Raw genomic sequence first — 18,993 nt, forward strand, 5'->3', positions numbered from 1 at the left:
TTGCGACTTTCTTCAAATGTCCCGGGCGGGTATGTTAGTCGGATAATAATTACACCCTGCATCTCTAATAACTAAAGACGTGGTACTTCTCTCTATGGCAATCAGTGAATCAACCCAGCCCGTTCCGGGCGCGCCGGCGTCGCCGCCTGCATCGCGCACCTCCTTTAAAGTCTTAGGCGCAATCAGTCTCTCGCACCTGCTCAACGACATGATCCAGTCGTTGATTCTGGCGATTTATCCGCTGCTGCAGTCTGAGTTCTCACTCACCTTCGTGCAGATCGGGATGATCACCCTGACCTTCCAGCTGGCTTCGTCGCTGCTGCAGCCGGTGGTGGGCTACTGGACGGATAAATACCCGATGCCGTGGTCGCTGCCGATTGGCATGTGCTTTACCTTAAGCGGGCTGGTGCTGCTGGCCATGGCGGGGAGTTTTGAAGCGGTGCTGGTTGCCGCCGCGCTGGTGGGCACCGGGTCTTCCGTGTTCCATCCGGAGTCCTCCCGCGTAGCACGGATGGCGTCCGGTGGTCGTCACGGCCTGGCGCAGTCGCTTTTCCAGGTGGGCGGTAACTTTGGTAGCTCCCTGGGCCCATTGCTGGCGGCGGTGATCATCGCGCCGTATGGCAAAGGCAACGTGGCCTGGTTTGTACTGGCCGCACTGCTGGCGATTATCGTGCTGGCGCAAATCAGCCGCTGGTATGCCGCGCAGCATCGCGTGAACAAAGGGAAACCTAAAGCGAAGGTTATTAATCCCCTGCCGCGCAATAAGGTTATCCTGGCGGTTGCCGTATTGCTGGTGCTGATTTTCTCGAAATACTTCTATATGGCGAGCATCAGCAGCTATTACACCTTTTATCTGATGCAAAAATTCGGATTATCGGTACAAAACGCGCAGATCCATCTGTTTGCCTTCCTGTTCGCCGTCGCGGCCGGTACGGTCATTGGCGGGCCTGTGGGTGATAAGATTGGGCGTAAATATGTCATTTGGGGCTCTATCCTCGGCGTGGCGCCGTTTACCCTTATTTTGCCGTACGCGAGCCTTGAATGGACGGGGATTTTAACCGTGATTATTGGTTTTATCCTCGCTTCTGCGTTTTCCGCCATTCTGGTTTATGCCCAGGAGCTGCTGCCTGGCCGTATCGGTATGGTTTCCGGACTCTTTTTCGGTTTCGCCTTCGGCATGGGCGGGCTTGGCGCAGCGGTGTTAGGGATGGTTGCGGATCACACCAGCATCTTCCTGGTTTATAAAATCTGCGCTTTCCTGCCGCTTCTTGGGATGTTAACCATATTCCTGCCTGATAACCGGCATAAAGTCTGAATTACGGGTAGCCAAAGTTTTACTTTGGCTACCTGACACCCTGATGCCATAAGGGTTTCTTCTTCATCCCCTCTCTGAATTTATCAAAATGCGCTTTTTTACGTGCATATTGCTGTTTTATTCAAACTTCAACAATTATTCATAAACATAAGGGTAAAAATTGTCATAAACTATTACTCGGTTTTTTGGTTTTCGCCAAAAAGGAACACCCACAACGAAAGGAGACGGAATGCACCACGCCACACCGCTTATCACCACCATTGTTGGTGGACTTGTGCTCGCTTTTATCCTCGGCATGATTGCCAATAAACTGCGTATTTCTCCTCTTGTCGGCTATCTGCTGGCAGGTGTTCTGGCGGGACCGTTCACGCCAGGTTTCGTTGCGGATACCAAACTGGCACCTGAACTGGCGGAATTGGGCGTGATTCTGCTGATGTTTGGCGTCGGTCTGCATTTTTCCCTGAAGGATTTGATGGCGGTAAAGTCGATTGCCATACCGGGAGCGATCGCCCAGATAGGGGTGGCGACGCTGCTGGGGATGGCGCTTTCGGCCGTACTGGGCTGGTCGCTGATGACCGGCATCGTATTTGGGCTGTGTCTCTCAACCGCCAGTACCGTGGTGCTGCTGCGCGCGCTTGAGGAGAGACAGCTGATTGACAGCCAGCGCGGGCAGATCGCGATTGGCTGGCTGATTGTGGAAGACCTGGTCATGGTCCTGACGCTGGTACTCCTGCCTGCCGTCGCCGGGATGATGGAAAAAGACAACGTCGGCTTCGCCTCGCTGGCGCTGGATATGGGCATCACCATTGGTAAGGTTGTGGCGTTTATCGCCATCATGATGCTGGTGGGCCGCCGTCTGGTACCGTGGATCATGTCCCGCAGCGCGGCGACCGGCTCACGCGAGCTGTTTACCCTCTCCGTGCTGGCGCTGGCGCTGGGCATCGCCTTTGGTGCCGTTGAGCTGTTTGATGTCTCCTTTGCCCTGGGTGCGTTCTTCGCCGGGATGGTGCTGAACGAGTCCGAGCTGAGCCACCGCGCGGCGCACGATACGCTACCGCTGCGCGATGCCTTCGCCGTGCTGTTCTTCGTCTCCGTCGGGATGCTGTTTGACCCGATGGTCCTGATCCATCAACCGCTGGCCGTGCTGGGCACGCTGGCGATCATCATCTTTGGTAAGTCGCTTGCCGCCTTCTTCCTGGTGCGAATGTTCGGTCACTCTCCGCGGACGGCGCTGACCATTGCCGCCAGCCTGGCACAGATTGGTGAGTTCGCCTTTATTCTGGCCGGTCTGGGCATGACTCTGAATCTGCTGCCGCAGGCGGGGCAAAACCTGGTGCTGGCGGGGGCGATCCTGTCGATCATGCTGAACCCGGTGCTGTTTGCCCTGCTGGAAAAATACCTCGATAAAACCGAAACGCTGGAAGAGCAGACGCTCGAAGAGGCCATCGAAGAAGAGAAGCAGATCCCGGTTGATATTTGCAACCACGCTCTGCTGGTCGGCTTTGGCCGCGTGGGCAGCCTGCTCGGTGAAAAGCTGATGGCACAGGGCATTCCGCTGGTGGTGATTGAGACCTCACGCACCCGCGTCGACGAGCTGCGCGAGCGCGGTATTCGTGCGGTGCTGGGCAATGCGGCGAACGAAGAGATCATGAATCTGGCGCATCTGGACTGCGCCCGCTGGCTGCTGCTGACCATTCCTAACGGCTATGAAGCGGGTGAGATTGTGGCTTCCGCACGCGCGAAGTGCCCAACAATTGAGATTATCGCCCGGGCGCACTATGACGACGAGGTGGAGTACATTACCGAGCGCGGTGCAGATAAGGTGGTGATGGGCGAGCGCGAGATTGCTAACACCATGCTGACGCTGCTGGAAAAACCGCCAGTTGAAGAGGCGGTGACGGGGTAAGTTTGGTGCGGTCTGATTCCCTCACCCTGGCCCTCTCCCACGGGGAGAGGGAACAAACATTAAAAAAGGCAACTTACGTTGCCTTTTTACATTTACCGATCCCAATACGCCTCTTCGAGGCTGTCTTCCCGTTCCGGCAGACCACGCGTTAAGCGCGGTGAGTGCTGGTTCAATACCTGATAGCTCACGCGGTTGGCGTACTTACACACCTGCGCCAGCGACGAATAGGTCAGCCAGCTGAACTTGTGCTTGCTGGAGTTCGGCACGTTGGTTTTGTGGTAGGCGTTAGCGGTGATGTCGTGCAGCAGCGCGGCCAGCGCGCCGTCGCCCGCGCCGTTGGTGTTCATGATCTTCTCCGGCCCGCCCATATAAGGCGCGATGTGAGAGTAGATCCGCAGCGGGTTGATGCAATCCTGATGGCGCATACCGCGGCTGAACTCGTACTGGTTAAACTCGGCAATCGCGCCGGGCAGCAGCGGGTGCTGGGTCTTGCGTTTACTCTCTTCTTCCGTGAAGCCTGCCATATACAGCCCAACCGGGCCAGCGGTGCAGAGCACCAGGTCCACCCAGTCCAGCGCTTTATCAGATGCCAGCAGCGGATCGCTTTCACCGGTCAGCGCTTCGGCCTCTTCTTCGTTCATCGCCAGAATCGAGACGTGCTCTTTCAGGAAGGCCTGCCACCACTCCGGGTTATCGGCGATAACGAATTTCGTGCCCAGCGTCAGAACGACCGGCACGTTGTATTTCTTCGCGTACTCAATCGCCTTCATGGTCGCTTCCGGCATGGGCTCACCCGGCTTGCAGCGCACCAGGTAGGAGGTCAGCACCAGCGCCGAGGCGCCCGCGATCACCTCTTCAGGAATACTCTCGGCGCGCAGCTTGTTCATGTGGCCAGGGCTGATGGCAAAGGTACGCTCGCCGGATTCGCCGATCAGCGTGAAGCAGCGGCCAATCGGCCCGTCAACGCCCTGCAGGTAGTTCAGATCGGTACGGCTGGAGGTGTTGCAGAGATAGCGGTAGGCATAGCCACCAATTTCGATATTGCTGCACATCACGCCGAGCAGCACCGAGCGGTCATCTGCCAGCACGGAGTAGTTGTGCATGGTATTGCCGATGGTGCCACCGGCGAACTGATGGGTAATCAGGTTTTCGCGCACCAGCTCCTGGTACAGCGCTTCGGCAACGTCATCCTCAATCACCAGCGAGTGCCCGGCGCTCAGACCGTAACGGGCGACAAACGCATCATCCACTTTCGCTTCAATGTCCACCAGCGTCTGATCGATACCGACGACCCACGCCGCGCTGGTTTCATTTTCTGGCTGGATTTGCTGCAGGAGCGGATCGCGGGCATCGACGGGGAAGTAGTGTTTGGATTTGCGTTTACCGGGAAATTTCATGGTCTGAACTGTACGAAGAATATGGGCCGGGAATGGTAGCACAAACCCGGCCCGGAGTGCGATCAGCGGCTGTTCGTCACCAGCGAGACCATCATGTCGATATGCTCAGGCGAGTCGTTAAGCGCCGGAATGTACTCGTACTTTTCGCCGCCAGCCTCCAGGAAAAATTCCCGATTTTGCACCGCGATCTCCTCCAGCGTTTCCAGACAGTCTGCCGAGAAGCCCGGCGACATCACCTGAATATGCTTCACGCCCTTCTCGCCGAGCATTTTGAGGGTTTCATCGGTGTACGGCGTCAGCCACGGCTCGCGGCCGAAGCGCGACTGGAAGGTCATCATCACCTTCTCCGGCGGCAGGCCAAGGGCGGAGACCAGCTCGCGCGTGGTATCGCGGCAGCGCTGGGGGTAATCGTCCCCTTCGTTAGCGAAACGCTGCGGGATCCCGTGATAGGAAAGCAGCAGCAGATCCGGCTCGCCGTGCTTTTCAAACGACGCGCGCGCGCTGTTGGCAAGCGCCTTGATGTAGAGCTCGTTATCCGCGTAGTCGCGAATAAAGGTCACACCCGGAATGCGGCGGCGGGTCGCCAGAATGCGGGCCAGCTCGTCCCAGACGGCGGCCACCGTCGAGCAGGAGTATTGCGGGTAGAGCGCCAGCACGACGATATGGTCCACGCCCTGCGCCAGCAGGGATTCCACCGCACTTTCCAGGGAGGGTTTGCCGTAGCTCATACCGAGCGCAACGGGCATGTCCGGCAGGCGGGCGGCCAGCGCTTTTTCCTGACGACGGCTGTAAACCATCAGCGGTGAGCCCTCTTCCATCCACACGGACTGATAGAGTTTGGCGACGCGCGGAGAACGAATCGGCAGAATGACGCCACGCAGCAGCGGCCACCACAGCAGTCTCGGGAAATCCACGACGCGCGTGTCGCTTAAAAACTGTCGCAGGTAGCGTTTTACCGCGTCTGATGTAGGTGCTTCTGGGGTGCCCAGATTGGCAAGCAGGATGCCGGTTTTCGCCTGACTCATTCACGCCTCTTAACCATTTGATAGGTTGTCAATTGTAGCGGAAATGCGTTTAAACGAAACCCATTGCTGTAATAGGTAAGATGAGAATATTTCTCACCCGGAGGACCCGGGTGAGAGAAATGCAATTAGCCGAGGATTTTTTCCAGCTCTGCACGTACGTCAGCCACGGCTTTAGTTCCGTCAACTTTCGCGTATTTGGTGTTACCCGCCTGCGCTTCTTTGGTGTAGTAGCCGATCAGCGGCGCAGTCATCTGATGGTATTCCACCAGGCGCTTGCGCACGGTCTCTTCCTGATCGTCTTTACGGGTGGTCAGCTCTTCGCCGGTCACGTCGTCTTTGCCTTCAACCTTAGGTGGGTTGAATTTGATGTGGTAAACGCGGCCAGAAGCAGCGTGTACGCGACGACCAACGATACGGTCAACGATCAGCTCGTCCGGTACGTCGAACTCCAGAACGTAGTCCACGTTGATGCCCGCTTCTTTCATGGCGTCAGCCTGAGGAATGGTGCGTGGGAAGCCGTCCAGCAGGAAACCGTTACGGCAGTCTTCCTGAGCAATGCGCTCTTTGACCAGAGCAATCACCAGCTCGTCGGTCACCAGCTTGCCTGCGTCCATGATGTCTTTCGCTTGTTTACCCAGCTCGGAGCCAGATTTAACAGCGGCGCGCAGCATGTCACCGGTGGAGATTTGCGGAATACCGTATTTCTCCATGATGAACTGAGCCTGAGTTCCTTTACCCGCGCCCGGAGCGCCAAGCAGAATAATACGCATTGCGAAAATCCCCTCAAAAGTCGTTTCAATTTTTCAAAAGCGCTAAACAATACCACCAGAACGGGCATCGCTCAAGGAAGGCAGGAAGGCTGAAACGGTTAACGGGGGGAGATTATTTGGGAGGGTGCGAGGGATCCCCCTCACCCTAACCCTCTCCCCAAAGGGGAGAGGGAACTTGAACACCCTCTCCCCTTTGGGGAGAGGGCAGGGTGAGGGGCAGGTGTTTAATTACGCCAGCAGCAGCGCATTCACACGTTTAATGAACAGGTTAGGATCTTCCAGCGTACCGCGCTCGGCCAGCAGGGACTGATCCAGCAGCAGTTCAACCCACTCGGCAAAGCGGGCGTCGTCCTGGGTATCCGCTGCGCGTTTCACCAGCGGATGATCCGGATTAAGCTCAAAGATATATTTCACTTCCGGCATCGCCTGGCCCGCCGCCGCGAACAGTTTCGCCATCTGAGTGCCCATTTCGTCGGCATCGGTGGTGACAATGGCTGGGGTGTCGGTCAGACGGTGCGTGAAACGCACCTCTTTCACACGGTCGCCCAGCAGGGTTTTCACGCGCTCAACGAACGGCTCCAGCGCCTTCTCGGCTTCTTTCGCGCTTTCGTCCACTTCATCCGCCAGCTTGTCGATGGACTCGTCGGCTTTGGCTACAGACTGGAAGGATTTACCGTCGAACTCGGTCAGGTAGTTCATCATCCACTCGTCGATGCGGTCAGAAAGCAGCAGCACTTCGATGCCTTTCTTGCGCAACAGCTCCAGGTGCGGGCTGCTCTTCGCCGCCGCGTAGCTGTCGGCGGTGATGTAGTAGATCTTCTCCTGCCCTTCTTTCATGCGGGAGACGTACTCTTCCAGCGACACGGTCTGCGCGGAGGAGTCGGTATGCGTTGAGGCGAAACGCAGCAGTTTGGCGATGGTTTCAACGTTCGCGGTGTCTTCTGCCGGGCCTTCTTTCAGCACCAGGCCGAACTGTTTCCAGAAGGTCTGATATTTTTCCGCATCGTCTTTCGCCAGTTTTTCCAGCATCTGCAGCGCACGTTTGGTCAGGGCGTTGCGCAAGTTACGGGTGACGGTGCTGTCCTGCAGAATTTCACGGGAGACGTTGAGTGGCAGATCGTTAGAATCGATCAGGCCGCGCACAAAGCGCAGGTAGTTCGGCATGAACTGCTCGGCGTCGTCCATGATAAAGACGCGCTGCACGTACAGCTTCAGACCGTGCTTGTGATCGCGGTTCCACATGTCCCACGGCGCCTGTGCCGGGATGTACAGCAGGCTGGTGTACTCCTGCTTACCTTCCACACGGTTGTGGCTCCAGGTCAGCGGGTCGGTAAAATCGTGGGCGATGTGCTTGTAGAATTCGTTGTACTCGTCGTCTTTAATTTCAGACTTGTTGCGCGTCCACAGCGCCTGCGCCTTGTTGATCTTCTCCCAGGAAACCACGGTTTCACCGTCTTTCTCTTCCTGTTTTTCAATCTCGACCGGCAGGGCAATGTGGTCGGAATATTTGCTGATGATGGAGCGCACGCGCCAGTCGTTCAGGAAATCGTCTTCGCCTTCGCGCAGGTGCAGGGTGATTTCGGTCCCGCGATCCGCTTTGGTGATGTCATCAACGGTGTATTCGCCTTCCCCTTTGGACTCCCACAGCACGCCGTTTTCAGCGCTGTCGCCCGCCGCACGGGTGCGGACGGTGACTTTGTCCGCCACGATGAACGCCGAGTAGAAACCGACGCCGAACTGGCCGATGAGCTGGCTGTCTTTCGCCTGGTCCGAGCCCATGGACTCGAGGAACGCTTTGGTGCCGGATTTGGCGATGGTGCCGAGGTGGTCGATCACCTCGTCGCGGTTCATCCCGATGCCGTTATCGGCGATGGTCAGGGTGCGGTTCTCCTTATTGAACGAGACGCGCACGCGCAGCTCGCCGTCGCCTTCGTACAGATCCGGGTTAGACAGCGCGCGGAAGCGCAGCTTGTCCGCCGCATCGGATGCGTTGGAAATCAGCTCACGAAGGAAAATTTCTTTGTTGGAATACAGGGAATGGATCATCAGGTGCAGAAGCTGTTTTACTTCTGACTGGAAACCACGGGTTTCTTGTCCTTTCATCTATGTCGACCTCAACAATGCCATTTAATGGGGTTTTAAAACGTTGAGTGAGAGATGGGGATACGGGGGGAAATTTTCAAGCGGAGGCCGCGCGCGCAGCCTCCGTTTGGTCAGAAAATAATCTTGTGACGCCCGGCCAGAGAGTGCGACAGCGTGGTGCCGTCCACCATTTCCAGCTCGCCGCCCACCGGCACGCCATGGGCGATGCGGCTGGCGTCAACGCCGTACTGCGAGCACAGCTCGGCGATGTAGTTGGCGGTTGCCTCCCCTTCCACCGTCGGGTTGGTGGCGAGGATCACCTCTTTGATGGTTTCGGACTCAAGACGCTGTTCAAGGCGGTCAAGACCGATATCATCCGGACCAATGCCGTCCAGCGGGGAGAGATGCCCCATCAGCACGAAGTAGCGGCCGGAAAACTGCCCGGTTTGTTCGATGGCGTAGATGTCCGCCGGACTCTCCACCACGCAAATCTGACCGTTTTCCTGACGACGCGGGTTCGTACAGATGTTACACACGTCCTGCTCGGTAAAGGTACGGCAGTCCGCACAGTGACCAATTTCTGACATGGCGCGGGTCAAAGCCTGCGCCAGGCGCATCCCGCCGCTGCGGTCGCGCTGCAATAGCGTAAACGCCATGCGCTGCGCCGACTTCGGGCCAACGCCCGGCAGGCAGCGCAGTGCTTCCATTAACTGCGTGAGCAGCGGACTGGTTTGCATCAGAATGGCATCTTGAAGCCAGGCGGCAGCTGCATGCCGCTGGAAACAGAGGCCATTTTCTCTTTCTGAGTTTCGTCGATACGGCGAGCGGCATCGTTAAACGCGGCTGCAACCAGATCTTCCAGCATCTCTTTGTCGTCTTCGAGCAGGCTTGGGTCGATTTCCACGCGACGGCAGTTGTGCGCACCGTTGATGGTCACCTTGACCAGACCGGCACCGGACTCACCCGTGACTTCCAGCTGAGCGATCTCTTCCTGCATCTTCTGCATTTTTTCCTGCATCTGCTGAGCCTGCTTCATCAGGCCACCCAGACCGCCTTTTCCACCAAACATAGGCTTCTCTCTTTTTCACGTTTAAGGATTACAACCGTAAGTCAGACTCACGATCAAATGGGGCGAATACTCTCTTCATCCAGATCGGCGTCGAAGAACCGGCGCAGGGTCTGAATGTTGTTATCCGCAATAATCGCCTCGCGCGCCTGCGCGAGCTTTTCTTCATAAATGGCCTGGCGCCACTCGAGCGGCGTTTTCACTGCCGGATTATCATCTTCAATGATAGTCAATTCAACCGGCGCGCCCTGTAATGTGGCGAGCGCCTCGGCCAGCGCCTTTTGCGCGCCAGGGGAATTGAGGTGTCGCTGGCCCGGACGCAGGTGCAGACGCACCTGATTGCCGTCCTGCTCTTTCCAGGCGTTCAACGCGACCTGCTCCACCAGCTTCGGCAGCTGGAGTTTGCTGACCTCAGCGGCCCAGGCGTCGCGCGCAATGGACTCTTCGGCAAGCTTCGCGGAAAGCTCCGGCGTTTTCTCATGCTCCAGCGCCTTTTTCAGCGCTTTCGGCGTGGCGACCTCTTCCTTCACCTCTTCGGTGATGGTGGTTGCCTTCCAGCGGTAAGCCTCTTCTTTCACCGGGGCTTTCTGCTCGAGCGCGGACGGTGCCGGACGCGACTGTACGCGCTCCGTTACCGAGGCCAGTCGTTCAAGCGCGGCGTTGTTCACCGGCCGCGCTCTTCCTGGCGCTGCCGGTTCACTCTTTTTTGGTTTGGTTACTCCCTGGGCACGCTGCAGCTGGCTGCGTGCGGCAAGCACCGAACTGGTGGCATCCGACAGCGGTACGTTCTGCTGCGGCGGCGGTGTCGGCTGCGGTGGCACCTGCTGCGGCGACATCACCGCCGTAGGGGCGACCGGCGCGAAAGACTGCCGCGGCACTTCCGGCTCCGGCAATGGCATGCGCGGGTGGAACGCCAGCGCGCGCAGCAGCGTCATTTCAACGCCCATACGCGGATCCGGCGCGAACGGTAACTCTTTGCGGCCAATCAGCAGCGTCTGGTAGTACAGCTGCACGTCGGCAGGCGGCACGGTGCGGGCAAGCTCACGCATCCGCTGTTCAATGGTCGCCATATCCGCACCAATGGCGGAGGGAGAAAGCTGCAGCATAGCCACGCGGTGCAGCAGGCTGAGCATCTCAACCAGCAGCCCTTCCCACTCAATACCCCGGGCAGCGGCGGCATTCACCTGCGACATCACGCGTTCGCCGTTGGCAGCAATCATCGCTTCGATAAGCGACAGCGCCTGATCGTCATCCAGCGTGCCGAGCATGGTGCTGACCGCCTCGGTGGAGAGCTTGCCGTCACCGCTGGCAATCGCCTGGTCGGTCAGGCTGAGCGCATCACGCAGGCTGCCGTCCGCCGCGCGGGCCAGCAGCTGCAGGGCGCGCGGTTCGTGGACAATTTTCTCTTCATCAAGGATATGCTCAAGCTGCGCGCGGATCTGCTCAACGTCCAGTGCCTTCAGATGGAACTGCAGGCAGCGCGACAGGATCGTAACCGGCAGCTTTTGCGGATCGGTGGTCGCCAGCAGGAACTTCACGTGCGCGGGCGGCTCTTCCAGCGTTTTCAGCAGAGCGTTAAAGCTGTGGCGCGACAGCATGTGCACTTCATCGATCAGGTAGACCTTGAAGCGGCCGCGCGCCGGGGCGTACTGCACGTTATCGAGCAGATCGCGGGTATCTTCCACTTTGGTGCGCGAGGCGGCGTCGATCTCGATCAGATCGACAAAACGCCCCTGCTCGATCTCCCGACAGTTATCACACACGCCGCACGGCGTGGCGGTGATCCCGGTTTCGCAGTTGAGACCTTTTGCCAGCAAACGGGCAATAGAGGTCTTACCGACGCCGCGGGTGCCGGAAAAAAGATAGGCGTGATGGATGCGACCTAGCGACAAGCCGTTCGCCAGGGCCGTCAGCACATGTTCCTGACCGACAACGTCAGCAAAGGTTTGTGGTCGCCATTTACGGGCTAACACCTGATAACTCATGGGCAGGCTCTGCAACGCTGGAAGGTGAATTTATGGAGGGGAATGCTATCACAACCTCACCCATTGAGCGAGGTTGTGAAAACCGGGATTAATGACCCGGGAAAGGCACCAGACAATAGCTGGTAATACCCTGTTTTTCCAGGCGCTGTTCACCGCCGAGATCGAACAGGTTGATGATGAAGGCCGCGTCGGTCACTTCCCCACCCAGACGACGGATCAGCTTCACGGTCGCTTCAATGGTGCCGCCGGTTGCCAGCAGATCGTCGACCACCAGCACTTTGTCGCCCGGCTTGATCGCATCAACGTGGATCTCCAGCTGATCGGTGCCGTACTCCAGCTCGTAGCTTTCTGCGATGGTTTCACGCGGCAGCTTGCGCGGCTTACGCACCGGCACAAAACCCACGCCCATTGCCAGCGCAACCGGTGCGCCAAACAGGAAACCACGGGCTTCGGTACCTACTACTTTGGTGATCCCGGCGTTTTTATAACGCTCGACCAGCAGTTCAATGCTGAGTGCGTACGCTTTCGGGTCTTCCAGCAAGCTGGTGACATCACGGAAAAGAATGCCAGGCTTTGGATAGTCCTGGATGCTTTTGATGCTGTTTTTCAGATATTCAAGCTGCTGTGCAGTTGCGGTCATCGGTTTGTGCCTAAATAAAACAGTGTTACTCACAGCGCGCAACGAGTCGGCCAAGGCAACAATTGTTTAACCTTTGACCAGGCGCACCTGTGCTCGAAAACGGTCGAATTTACTGGCTGCGCGTGATAATTGCAACAGCCATGATGAGGCTTCAGTGCTTTTGTTGCTTTTCATCAACCACGGGGATCCGCCACATAAAGAAAAGCAGGCAGGTCAGGATCGCCAGCAGCAGAATACGTACCCACATCATTTTCACCAGCCATAATGAAATAGCGAAGGTGATGAGGATCACTGCGATCGCGCGCGGCTTCGCGCCGGGCGGCATGGCCCGGTGTTTTTGCCAGTGCCGCAGATAGCCGCCAAACCATGAGCGGTAGAGCAGCCAGTGGTGAAAACGCGGCGACGAGCGGGCGAAGCACCAGGCCGCCAGCAGGATAAATGGCGTGGTCGGCAGTAAGGGTAAAAACACACCCAGCGTGCCAAGCACTACCGCGAGCCAGCCAATGATGATTAAAATAGTACGCTTCATAATGCGAATCGTTATCAAACTGAACGGCTACTTTACCACTGGAGAGCGCCTTGAAAACAGCACTGCTTCTTGAGAGGCTGCAAAATCAGCTGATTGCTCTGCGGGAGCAGGCTATACCGCTAATGGGGCACGCCACGCTGAAGCCGCGCTTTGACCGACAGCTTTTTCGTACCCGCAGCACCGTCATTCAGGATTACCTGGCGGAAGCGCAGACGAATCTCGACGAGCTTCGCCATGCGGTTGAGAGTGAACAGCAGGAACAGGTGGCGTGGCTTGCGGCGCATCTCACCGAGCAGATCACCGCGCTGCATCGCGAAATCGCCGCCTGGCCGCTGCGCGCCTGGGACATCGCCTCCCCGGGGCTCGGTAAATGGCAGCGCAAGCGGCTGGAGAACCAGGAGTTTGAACGCCGACTGTTTGAGATGAAGCGCGAACGCGAGGTGCGTCTGAACAACAGCGAAACGCTGGAAGAGCAGCAGCTATTGATGCGCGAGATTAGCGCGCTGGAAGGACGCATCGTCCGCTGCCGTCAGGCACTGGATGACATTGAGCGCGTCATTGAACGTTTGACCCGTTAACAGGAGCCACACCCATGTCACTGGAAAATGCACCCGATGAGGTCAAGCTGGCCGTCGATTTGATTATGCTGCTGGAGAATCATGAGATCCCCGCCGAAACGGTGCTTAAGGCACTGGAGATTGTACGGCGGGATTTTGAGGGGAAACTTACCCCTCACCCTGCCCTCTCCCCTGAGGGGAGAGGGTAAAAGCAAAAGCAGACCGCATCAGATTATTCCCTCTCCCTTCAAGGGAGAGGGTTAGGGTGAGGGTCGTCGCCCTTAATGTCGCGCTTCACTTCCGTATGCTCATCACCTTTCTCGTTACGCAGGTGAACCTCAAGCTGGTTGAAGGCGATATTGATATCGTTTTCACGGCACAGACGATCGATAGAACGGTTAAGTTCATCCACCGTGTAGCTGCGGTCACGCAGTTCACGCACGTATAAACGCAGTTCGTGATCCAGCGTACTCGGCCCAAAGGTGGTGAAGAAGACCGCCGGAGCCGGATCGTGCATCACTTTCGGATGCTCAGACGCCGCCTTCAGCAGCACCTCTTTCACCTTATCCAGATCCGATCCATAGGCCACGCCCAGACGGATCACCACGCGCGTCACCGTATCCGAGAGCGACCAGTTGATCAGACGCTCGGTCACGAACGCTTTGTTCGGGATGATCACCTCTTTGCGATCGAAGTCGGTGATGGTGGTGGCACGAATACGGATCTTGCTGACCGTACCGGAGAAGGTACCGATGGTAACGGTATCGCCGATACGTACCGGACGTTCAAACAGGATGATCAGGCCGGAGACAAAGTTACCGAAGATCTCCTGCAGGCCAAAACCAAGACCGACCGAGAGGGCGGCCGCCAGCCACTGCAGTTTATCCCACGAGACGCCAAGCGAACCAAAGACCGTCATCGCCCCAACAATAATGATCACGTAGTTGAGGATCGTCGTAATGGCGTAGGACGCCCCCTGGCGAAGATTCAGACGTGACAGGAGCAGCACTTCGAGCAGGCCTGGCAGGTTGCGGATCAGCGCCCAGGCCACCACCGACGACACCAGCGCAAACAGCAGGCTGCCCATGGTCACGCTTTTCATGACCGCCGCGCCCGCTTCGGTGCCGTTGTATTGCCAGAGGGTAATACTGTCGAGATAGGCGAAAACGGTAATAAGATCGGACCAGATAGCCCAGAACATCACCGCAAACAGGGCGATCATCACCAGCATGGTGATACGCAGCGTCTGCTGGTTAACCTGCTCCAGCGCGATGGTCGGCTCTTCCTGCGGCTCCGCACCTTCGGCCCCCTCTTTCACCTGATGCTGACGACGCGCAATGGCACGGCGATAGGCGATGCGGCGGGCCGCCACGCTCAGGCCGCGCAGTACGGTCTGATAGAGCAGGTTCCAGACGATCACCAGATAGACCGTTTCAATCCAGCGCCCGGACAGGCGCAGCGTGGTATAGAAGTAGCCCGTTGCCGTCAGCACCATCAGCGCCAGCGGAATGATCGCCAGCACGGTCACGGTGGCCAGACGGATATTGTGGGACTCTTTATCACGCCAGCTGTCGCGGCACATCGGCCACATCAGGATCGCAATCAGCAGCAGGTTCAGCAGGATGACCAGTTGCCCCAGCACATCATCCATCAGATGCAGCGGAGAAAGCTCAGAGACAACCGACCAGAAGTGCAGCGGCAGGAGCGCCAGGCTGATGCGCACAATCTGGCGACGCCAGTGGCTGGTCAGCTGCGCAGGCATGTTGAAATGACGCACCGCCACGCCGTCTTTTTCCAGCACCTTCCAGCACACGCCAAACACCAGCCAGAACAGCGCCAGTTTTTTACTGAACGCCCACAGCAGATCGCTGACGTTGAGCTGCATGGTGAGCAGAATCAGGCCCACAGCCAGAATAATCAGGCACACCGGCAGGGCGCGAATGAGATCGATCAGAATCGCTTTTGGCGTATGAAGCTGGCTATCGTTACGCAGTTGCCCCACTTCGGAGGCCAGCTTCGCCTGGTATTTTTTCAGCCAGCCCAGACGCCAGCGGATCAGGCCAGCAATCAGCAGCAGCGGTAATCCCGCCAGCAAGGCAATCGTCACCGCAGGCCAGGCTTTCTCCCAGTTTACGGTGATCTTCATGCTCTTAATCTGCGTTTTCAGCGTCTCAGGGAAGGATTTAATCCAGTCCCAGTCCATCGGTTTGTTGCTGTTTACCCAGAAAATCTGCTGAGTCAGGATCTCCTGCAGACTTTTCGAGACGCTCACCAGCTGCTGCTGGTTGATTTGCAGGTTAATGGCCATCATCAGCTGGTTACCCAGCTGTTTGTTGAGCTGGTCCAGCAGCTCGCGACGCATATCCACGACCTGGAGCAGCGCGTCGTGCACTTCCGGGTTCACGTCGCTGGAATGCCCCTCTTCAATTTTGGCGACAAAGGTATCGCTCTGGAAAAGGGCATCGCGCTGCTGGTTGACGTCAAACTGTTCCAGACGCAAATCCGCGATGCGGTTGGTCATGTCTTCCAGCTCATCAGCAGACGGAAGCGTCTGCTGCTGCTGGTAGAGAATACGCGACAGCAGGAGGCTGCCCTTCAGGACCGCGATCTGCTCTTTGATGTTGCGCTCAGCCTGCAGCGCGCGATCCAGCCAGTTCTTCACTTTGATATTTTGCTGAACCAGTGAGTTACCCTTTTCCGTCGCCTGTATCAGGCGCTGGCTAAGCTGGTGGTTGGCGTCGAGCTCCTGTTTCACCAGCGGATTCGCCTGAATGCGGGCGGTCTCATCAGGCGATACGGCCTCCTGGGCGGTTTTTTCCGTCAGCGTCAGGCGCTTGCTGTTAACCGCCTCCTGCAACAGCTGAAGCTGGTGTTCAAGACGATTAATGTTGGCGGTGACGTAATCACGCTGTTTTTGCAGGGTGTCCTGCAGCACCGTATTCCCTTCCAGGCTTTTACGCTGCTGTTCAATCTGTGCGTTTAGCAACGTCTGCTGAACCAGCAGCAGGGTTTGCTGGGTCGGGCGCAGCGTTCCCTCTCCCACCGTCGTGCCGTTCAGACGGTTGCGGATCTGCTGCAGCTGCTGAGACGCGGAGTACATCAAGTTTTGCACGCGTTCCGGCTGGGTTTGCAGGGAGACAAGCTGGCTGTTATAGGTCGCGAGGTCGGACTGCGCGGTTTGCAGGTCGTCGAGCAGTTGAGCGACGCGCGACTCCAGCTGACGTAAAGAGAGCGTCGAGAGCGTCTTGCGCGTTTCGGTATCGTTATCGACGTCGCTCAGGGCGTTCAGTGATTCCGTCGCTTTGCGCATGTTTTCAGGAGCCTGCGCCACCTTCTGACGAAGCTGGGCGGTATCGGCTTTGACGCGTTCAATTTTATCCAGTGTTTCCAGCGTTTCCGTCAGATCCTGCTGGATGAGCTTATCCTGAGGAGAGAGCTCTTTTTGTTTGTTCAGCGCGTCGAGCTGCGACTGAACATCGCCACGCGAGGGAATGTCATTGCTGTTATCGGCGCGGGCCCAGGTCAGCGGCGCCGTGGCAAAGAAAAACAGCATCGCAAAGAGCAATGCAAAAACAGGATGTTGCGAGCGATTGATGGGCAGCATAGTTGTGAATGATGTCAGAAGATGACCGAAAATAGTCCGGCGTGAAGAATATCACGCTCGCCGGAAGCAGAATAGCGCGAACGTGAGCCTCTGAGATAAATCCTGGAAATGACTCAGGCAGTTAGCGACGGCGCGTCGCTGCGCAGCGACGGGCAGAGCTGTAGCATTTCCAGTAAAATCGCCACGTAGCTGCGGGCTTCCTCTTTGAGGTCAAAGGATTGCGGGGCAAACAGCCAGTTTTCCATCAGACCTGAAATGTAGCCGCGCATCAGGATAGCCGCCCGGCGGGTCAAGAGATTGGCCGGTAACAGCTTTGCCTGCATACACAGGTTCAGGTTCAGTTCGATACGGTCATAGCTTTCGAGGCTGAGGCTGCGTTGCGCCTGTTGCACCACCGCCATTTCGCCCACGAACTCGCATTTATGATAAATTATTTCCATCATTAATCTGCGACGTTCTTCAACTACCGTCGCTTCAAGGATATATACTAATATTTCTCTCATTACTGAGAGTGGATCATCAGGGAATTTTGCCCGATACTCACTCTCGAGATCGCTAATGCTGGACTCTGAAAGCTCCCAGATTTCACCGAACAGATCTGACTTATCTTTAAAATGCCAGTAAATCGCTCCCCGCGTCACACCGGCAGCCTGAGCAATTTGTGCCAGCGAGGTTGACGAAACACCCTGCTGAGAGAACAAACGTATTGCCACATCCAGAATGTGTTGTCGGGTTTCCAGCGCTTGTTGTTTAGTTTTTCGTGCCATAGGTGGGTGAATTTACAGGAGTCAGATTTACATACATTTGTGAATGTATGTACCATAGCATGACGATAATATAAACGCAGCAACGGGTTTTAGACTCAGGACCCTTGATCAATTTGAAATCGGACACTCGAGGTTTACATATGAACAAAAACAGAGGGTTAACGCCTCTGGCGGTCGTTCTGATGCTCTCAGGCAGCTTAGCGCTAACAGGATGTGACGACAAACCAGCTCAACAAGGAGCTCAGCAGGCGCCAGAAGTAGGCGTCGTGACGCTCAAATCTGAACCTCTACAAATCACCACCGAGTTACCAGGCCGTACAAATGCTTACCGCATTGCGGAAGTGCGTCCTCAGGTTAGTGGCATTATCCTGAAGCGTAACTTCACCGAAGGCGGTGATGTGAAGGCCGGTGAGTCTCTGTATCAGATTGATCCAGCAACCTATCAGGCAAATTATGAAAGCGCGAAAGGCGACCTGGCGAAAGCACAGGCCGCAGCCAAAATTGCCCAGCTGACGGTGAATCGTTATCAAAAACTGCTCGGTACCAAGTACATCAGCCAACAGGATTACGATACCGCCCTGGCAGATGCGCAGCAGGCTAACGCAGCCGTAGTGGCAGCCAAAGCGGCGGTCGAAACCGCGCGCATTAACCTGGCCTATACCAAAGTGACCTCCCCTATCAACGGTCGTATTGGTAAGTCTTCCGTCACGGAAGGGGCACTGGTGCAGAACGGTCAGACCACCGCGCTGGCGACCGTGCAGCAGCTTGATCCGATCTACGTTGACGTGACGCAGTCCAGCAATGATTTCCTGCGCCTGAAACAGGAGCTGGCTAACGGCACCCTGAAACAGGAAAACGGCAAAGCCAAAGTGGAGCTGATTACCAACGACGGTATCAAGTTCCCGCAGGAAGGTACGCTGGAATTCTCTGACGTGACGGTCGACCAGACCACCGGTTCCATCACCTTACGTGCGATTTTCCCGAACCCTGACAAAAACCTGCTGCCAGGTATGTTCGTTCGCGCGCGTCTGGAAGAAGGAACGAATCCAACCGCCCTTCTGGTTCCACAGCAGGGTGTGACCCGTACGCCACGCGGCGATGCGAGCGCACTGGTTGTTGGTGCAGATGACAAAGTCGAAACGCGCAATATCACCGCCACCCAGGCGATTGGCGATAAATGGCTGGTGACGGAAGGTCTGAAAGATGGCGATCGCGTGATTGTTACTGGTTTGCAAAAAGTTCGTCCTGGCGCGCAGGTTAAAGCACAGGAAGTGAAATCTGACGATAAACAACAAGCTTCGGCCGCTGGCCAGTCAGAACAAACCAAGTCTTAACTTAAACAGGAGCCGT

16 protein-coding genes and 1 other annotated feature are annotated in these 18,993 nt (G+C 56.9%); of the genes, 5 read left to right on the forward strand and 11 right to left on the reverse strand.

What is annotated here, in order from left to right; translation table 11 throughout:
* Positions 1-94 precede the first annotated feature (94 nt).
* Together P349_RS05640 and ybaL are read left to right on the forward strand one after the other, a co-directional pair.
* On the forward strand, positions 95-1,315 hold the full coding sequence (locus P349_RS05640) for an MFS transporter (protein ID WP_032646189.1): 1,221 nt from the start codon (positions 95-97) through the stop codon (positions 1,313-1,315).
* Positions 1,316-1,544: 229 nt separating this feature from the next.
* Positions 1,545-3,221, forward strand: a complete 1,677-nt coding sequence (gene ybaL / locus P349_RS05635; protein ID WP_032646188.1) for a YbaL family putative K(+) efflux transporter — start codon at positions 1,545-1,547, stop codon at positions 3,219-3,221.
* A 92-nt stretch (positions 3,222-3,313) separates the two neighbouring features.
* On the opposite strand, the gene P349_RS05630 is transcribed toward ybaL, so the two are convergent.
* The 9 genes from P349_RS05630 to P349_RS05590 all read right to left on the reverse strand — a co-directional run bounded on the left by P349_RS05630 (position 3,314) and on the right by P349_RS05590 (position 12,715).
* On the reverse strand, positions 3,314-4,618 hold the full coding sequence (locus tag P349_RS05630; protein ID WP_024906855.1) for an inosine/guanosine kinase: 1,305 nt from the start codon (positions 4,616-4,618) through the stop codon (positions 3,314-3,316).
* 62 nt (positions 4,619-4,680) lie between these two features.
* Complete coding sequence (gene hemH / locus P349_RS05625; protein ID WP_032646187.1) at positions 4,681-5,643, reverse strand: ferrochelatase; 963 nt, start codon at positions 5,641-5,643, stop codon at positions 4,681-4,683.
* A gap of 125 nt (positions 5,644-5,768) precedes the next feature.
* A complete protein-coding gene (adk, locus tag P349_RS05620) occupies positions 5,769-6,413 on the reverse strand; it encodes an adenylate kinase (RefSeq protein ID WP_006809841.1) in 645 nt (214 codons plus the stop codon).
* A 228-nt stretch (positions 6,414-6,641) separates the two neighbouring features.
* The gene (gene htpG, locus P349_RS05615) at positions 6,642-8,516 is read right to left on the reverse strand and encodes a molecular chaperone HtpG (RefSeq protein WP_024906853.1); all 1,875 of its coding nucleotides are present in this window, start codon (positions 8,514-8,516) and stop codon (positions 6,642-6,644) included.
* Positions 8,517-8,626: 110 nt separating this feature from the next.
* Positions 8,627-9,232, reverse strand: coding sequence for a recombination mediator RecR (gene recR / locus P349_RS05610; RefSeq protein WP_008499298.1), 606 nt, complete (start codon positions 9,230-9,232; stop codon positions 8,627-8,629).
* Entirely contained in the window at positions 9,232-9,564 is a 333-nt protein-coding gene (locus P349_RS05605; protein WP_003858972.1) for a YbaB/EbfC family nucleoid-associated protein, read from the reverse strand. Before P349_RS05605 ends, recR begins: the two co-directional genes overlap by 1 nt.
* A gap of 53 nt (positions 9,565-9,617) precedes the next feature.
* Entirely contained in the window at positions 9,618-11,546 is a 1,929-nt protein-coding gene (gene dnaX, locus P349_RS05600; RefSeq protein WP_024906852.1) for a DNA polymerase III subunit gamma/tau, read from the reverse strand.
* Positions 10,224-10,288 (reverse strand) — a sequence feature (DnaX frameshifting element). Its footprint overlaps the gene before it by 65 nt.
* An 88-nt stretch (positions 11,547-11,634) precedes the next feature.
* Positions 11,635-12,186, reverse strand: a complete 552-nt coding sequence (apt, locus tag P349_RS05595) for an adenine phosphoribosyltransferase (RefSeq protein WP_006176947.1) — start codon at positions 12,184-12,186, stop codon at positions 11,635-11,637.
* 151 nt (positions 12,187-12,337) lie between these two features.
* On the reverse strand, positions 12,338-12,715 hold the full coding sequence (locus P349_RS05590) for a DUF454 family protein (protein WP_024906851.1): 378 nt from the start codon (positions 12,713-12,715) through the stop codon (positions 12,338-12,340).
* Between the two features lie 50 nt (positions 12,716-12,765).
* On the opposite strand from P349_RS05590, the gene priC reads away from it, so the two are divergent.
* Together priC and rsmS are read left to right on the forward strand one after the other, a co-directional pair.
* Positions 12,766-13,293, forward strand: coding sequence for a primosomal replication protein N'' (priC, locus tag P349_RS05585; protein WP_032646186.1), 528 nt, complete (start codon positions 12,766-12,768; stop codon positions 13,291-13,293).
* A 14-nt stretch (positions 13,294-13,307) separates the two neighbouring features.
* Positions 13,308-13,481: a pleiotropic regulatory protein RsmS gene (gene rsmS / locus P349_RS05580; RefSeq protein ID WP_032645111.1), complete on the forward strand. Its 174-nt coding sequence runs from the start codon at positions 13,308-13,310 to the stop codon at positions 13,479-13,481.
* Positions 13,482-13,519: 38 nt separating this feature from the next.
* Here the strand turns inward: rsmS and mscK are convergent, their stop codons facing one another.
* Both mscK and acrR read right to left on the reverse strand, forming a co-directional pair.
* Positions 13,520-16,876 carry a mechanosensitive channel MscK gene (gene mscK, locus P349_RS05575; protein ID WP_032646184.1) on the reverse strand — a complete coding sequence of 1,119 codons (3,357 nt, stop codon included), beginning with the start codon at positions 16,874-16,876 and terminating at the stop codon, positions 13,520-13,522.
* A gap of 113 nt (positions 16,877-16,989) precedes the next feature.
* On the reverse strand, positions 16,990-17,643 hold the full coding sequence (acrR, locus tag P349_RS05570; protein WP_024906848.1) for a multidrug efflux transporter transcriptional repressor AcrR: 654 nt from the start codon (positions 17,641-17,643) through the stop codon (positions 16,990-16,992).
* Positions 17,644-17,783: 140 nt separating this feature from the next.
* Between acrR and acrA the strand changes: the two genes are divergently transcribed.
* Positions 17,784-18,977: a multidrug efflux RND transporter periplasmic adaptor subunit AcrA gene (acrA, locus tag P349_RS05565; protein ID WP_032646183.1), complete on the forward strand. Its 1,194-nt coding sequence runs from the start codon at positions 17,784-17,786 to the stop codon at positions 18,975-18,977.
* Positions 18,978-18,993: the final 16 nt, after the last annotated feature.

Origin of the sequence: Enterobacter sp. DC4, assembly GCF_000568095.1 — a bacterium.
GTDB lineage: Bacteria > Pseudomonadota > Gammaproteobacteria > Enterobacterales > Enterobacteriaceae > Enterobacter > Enterobacter pseudoroggenkampii.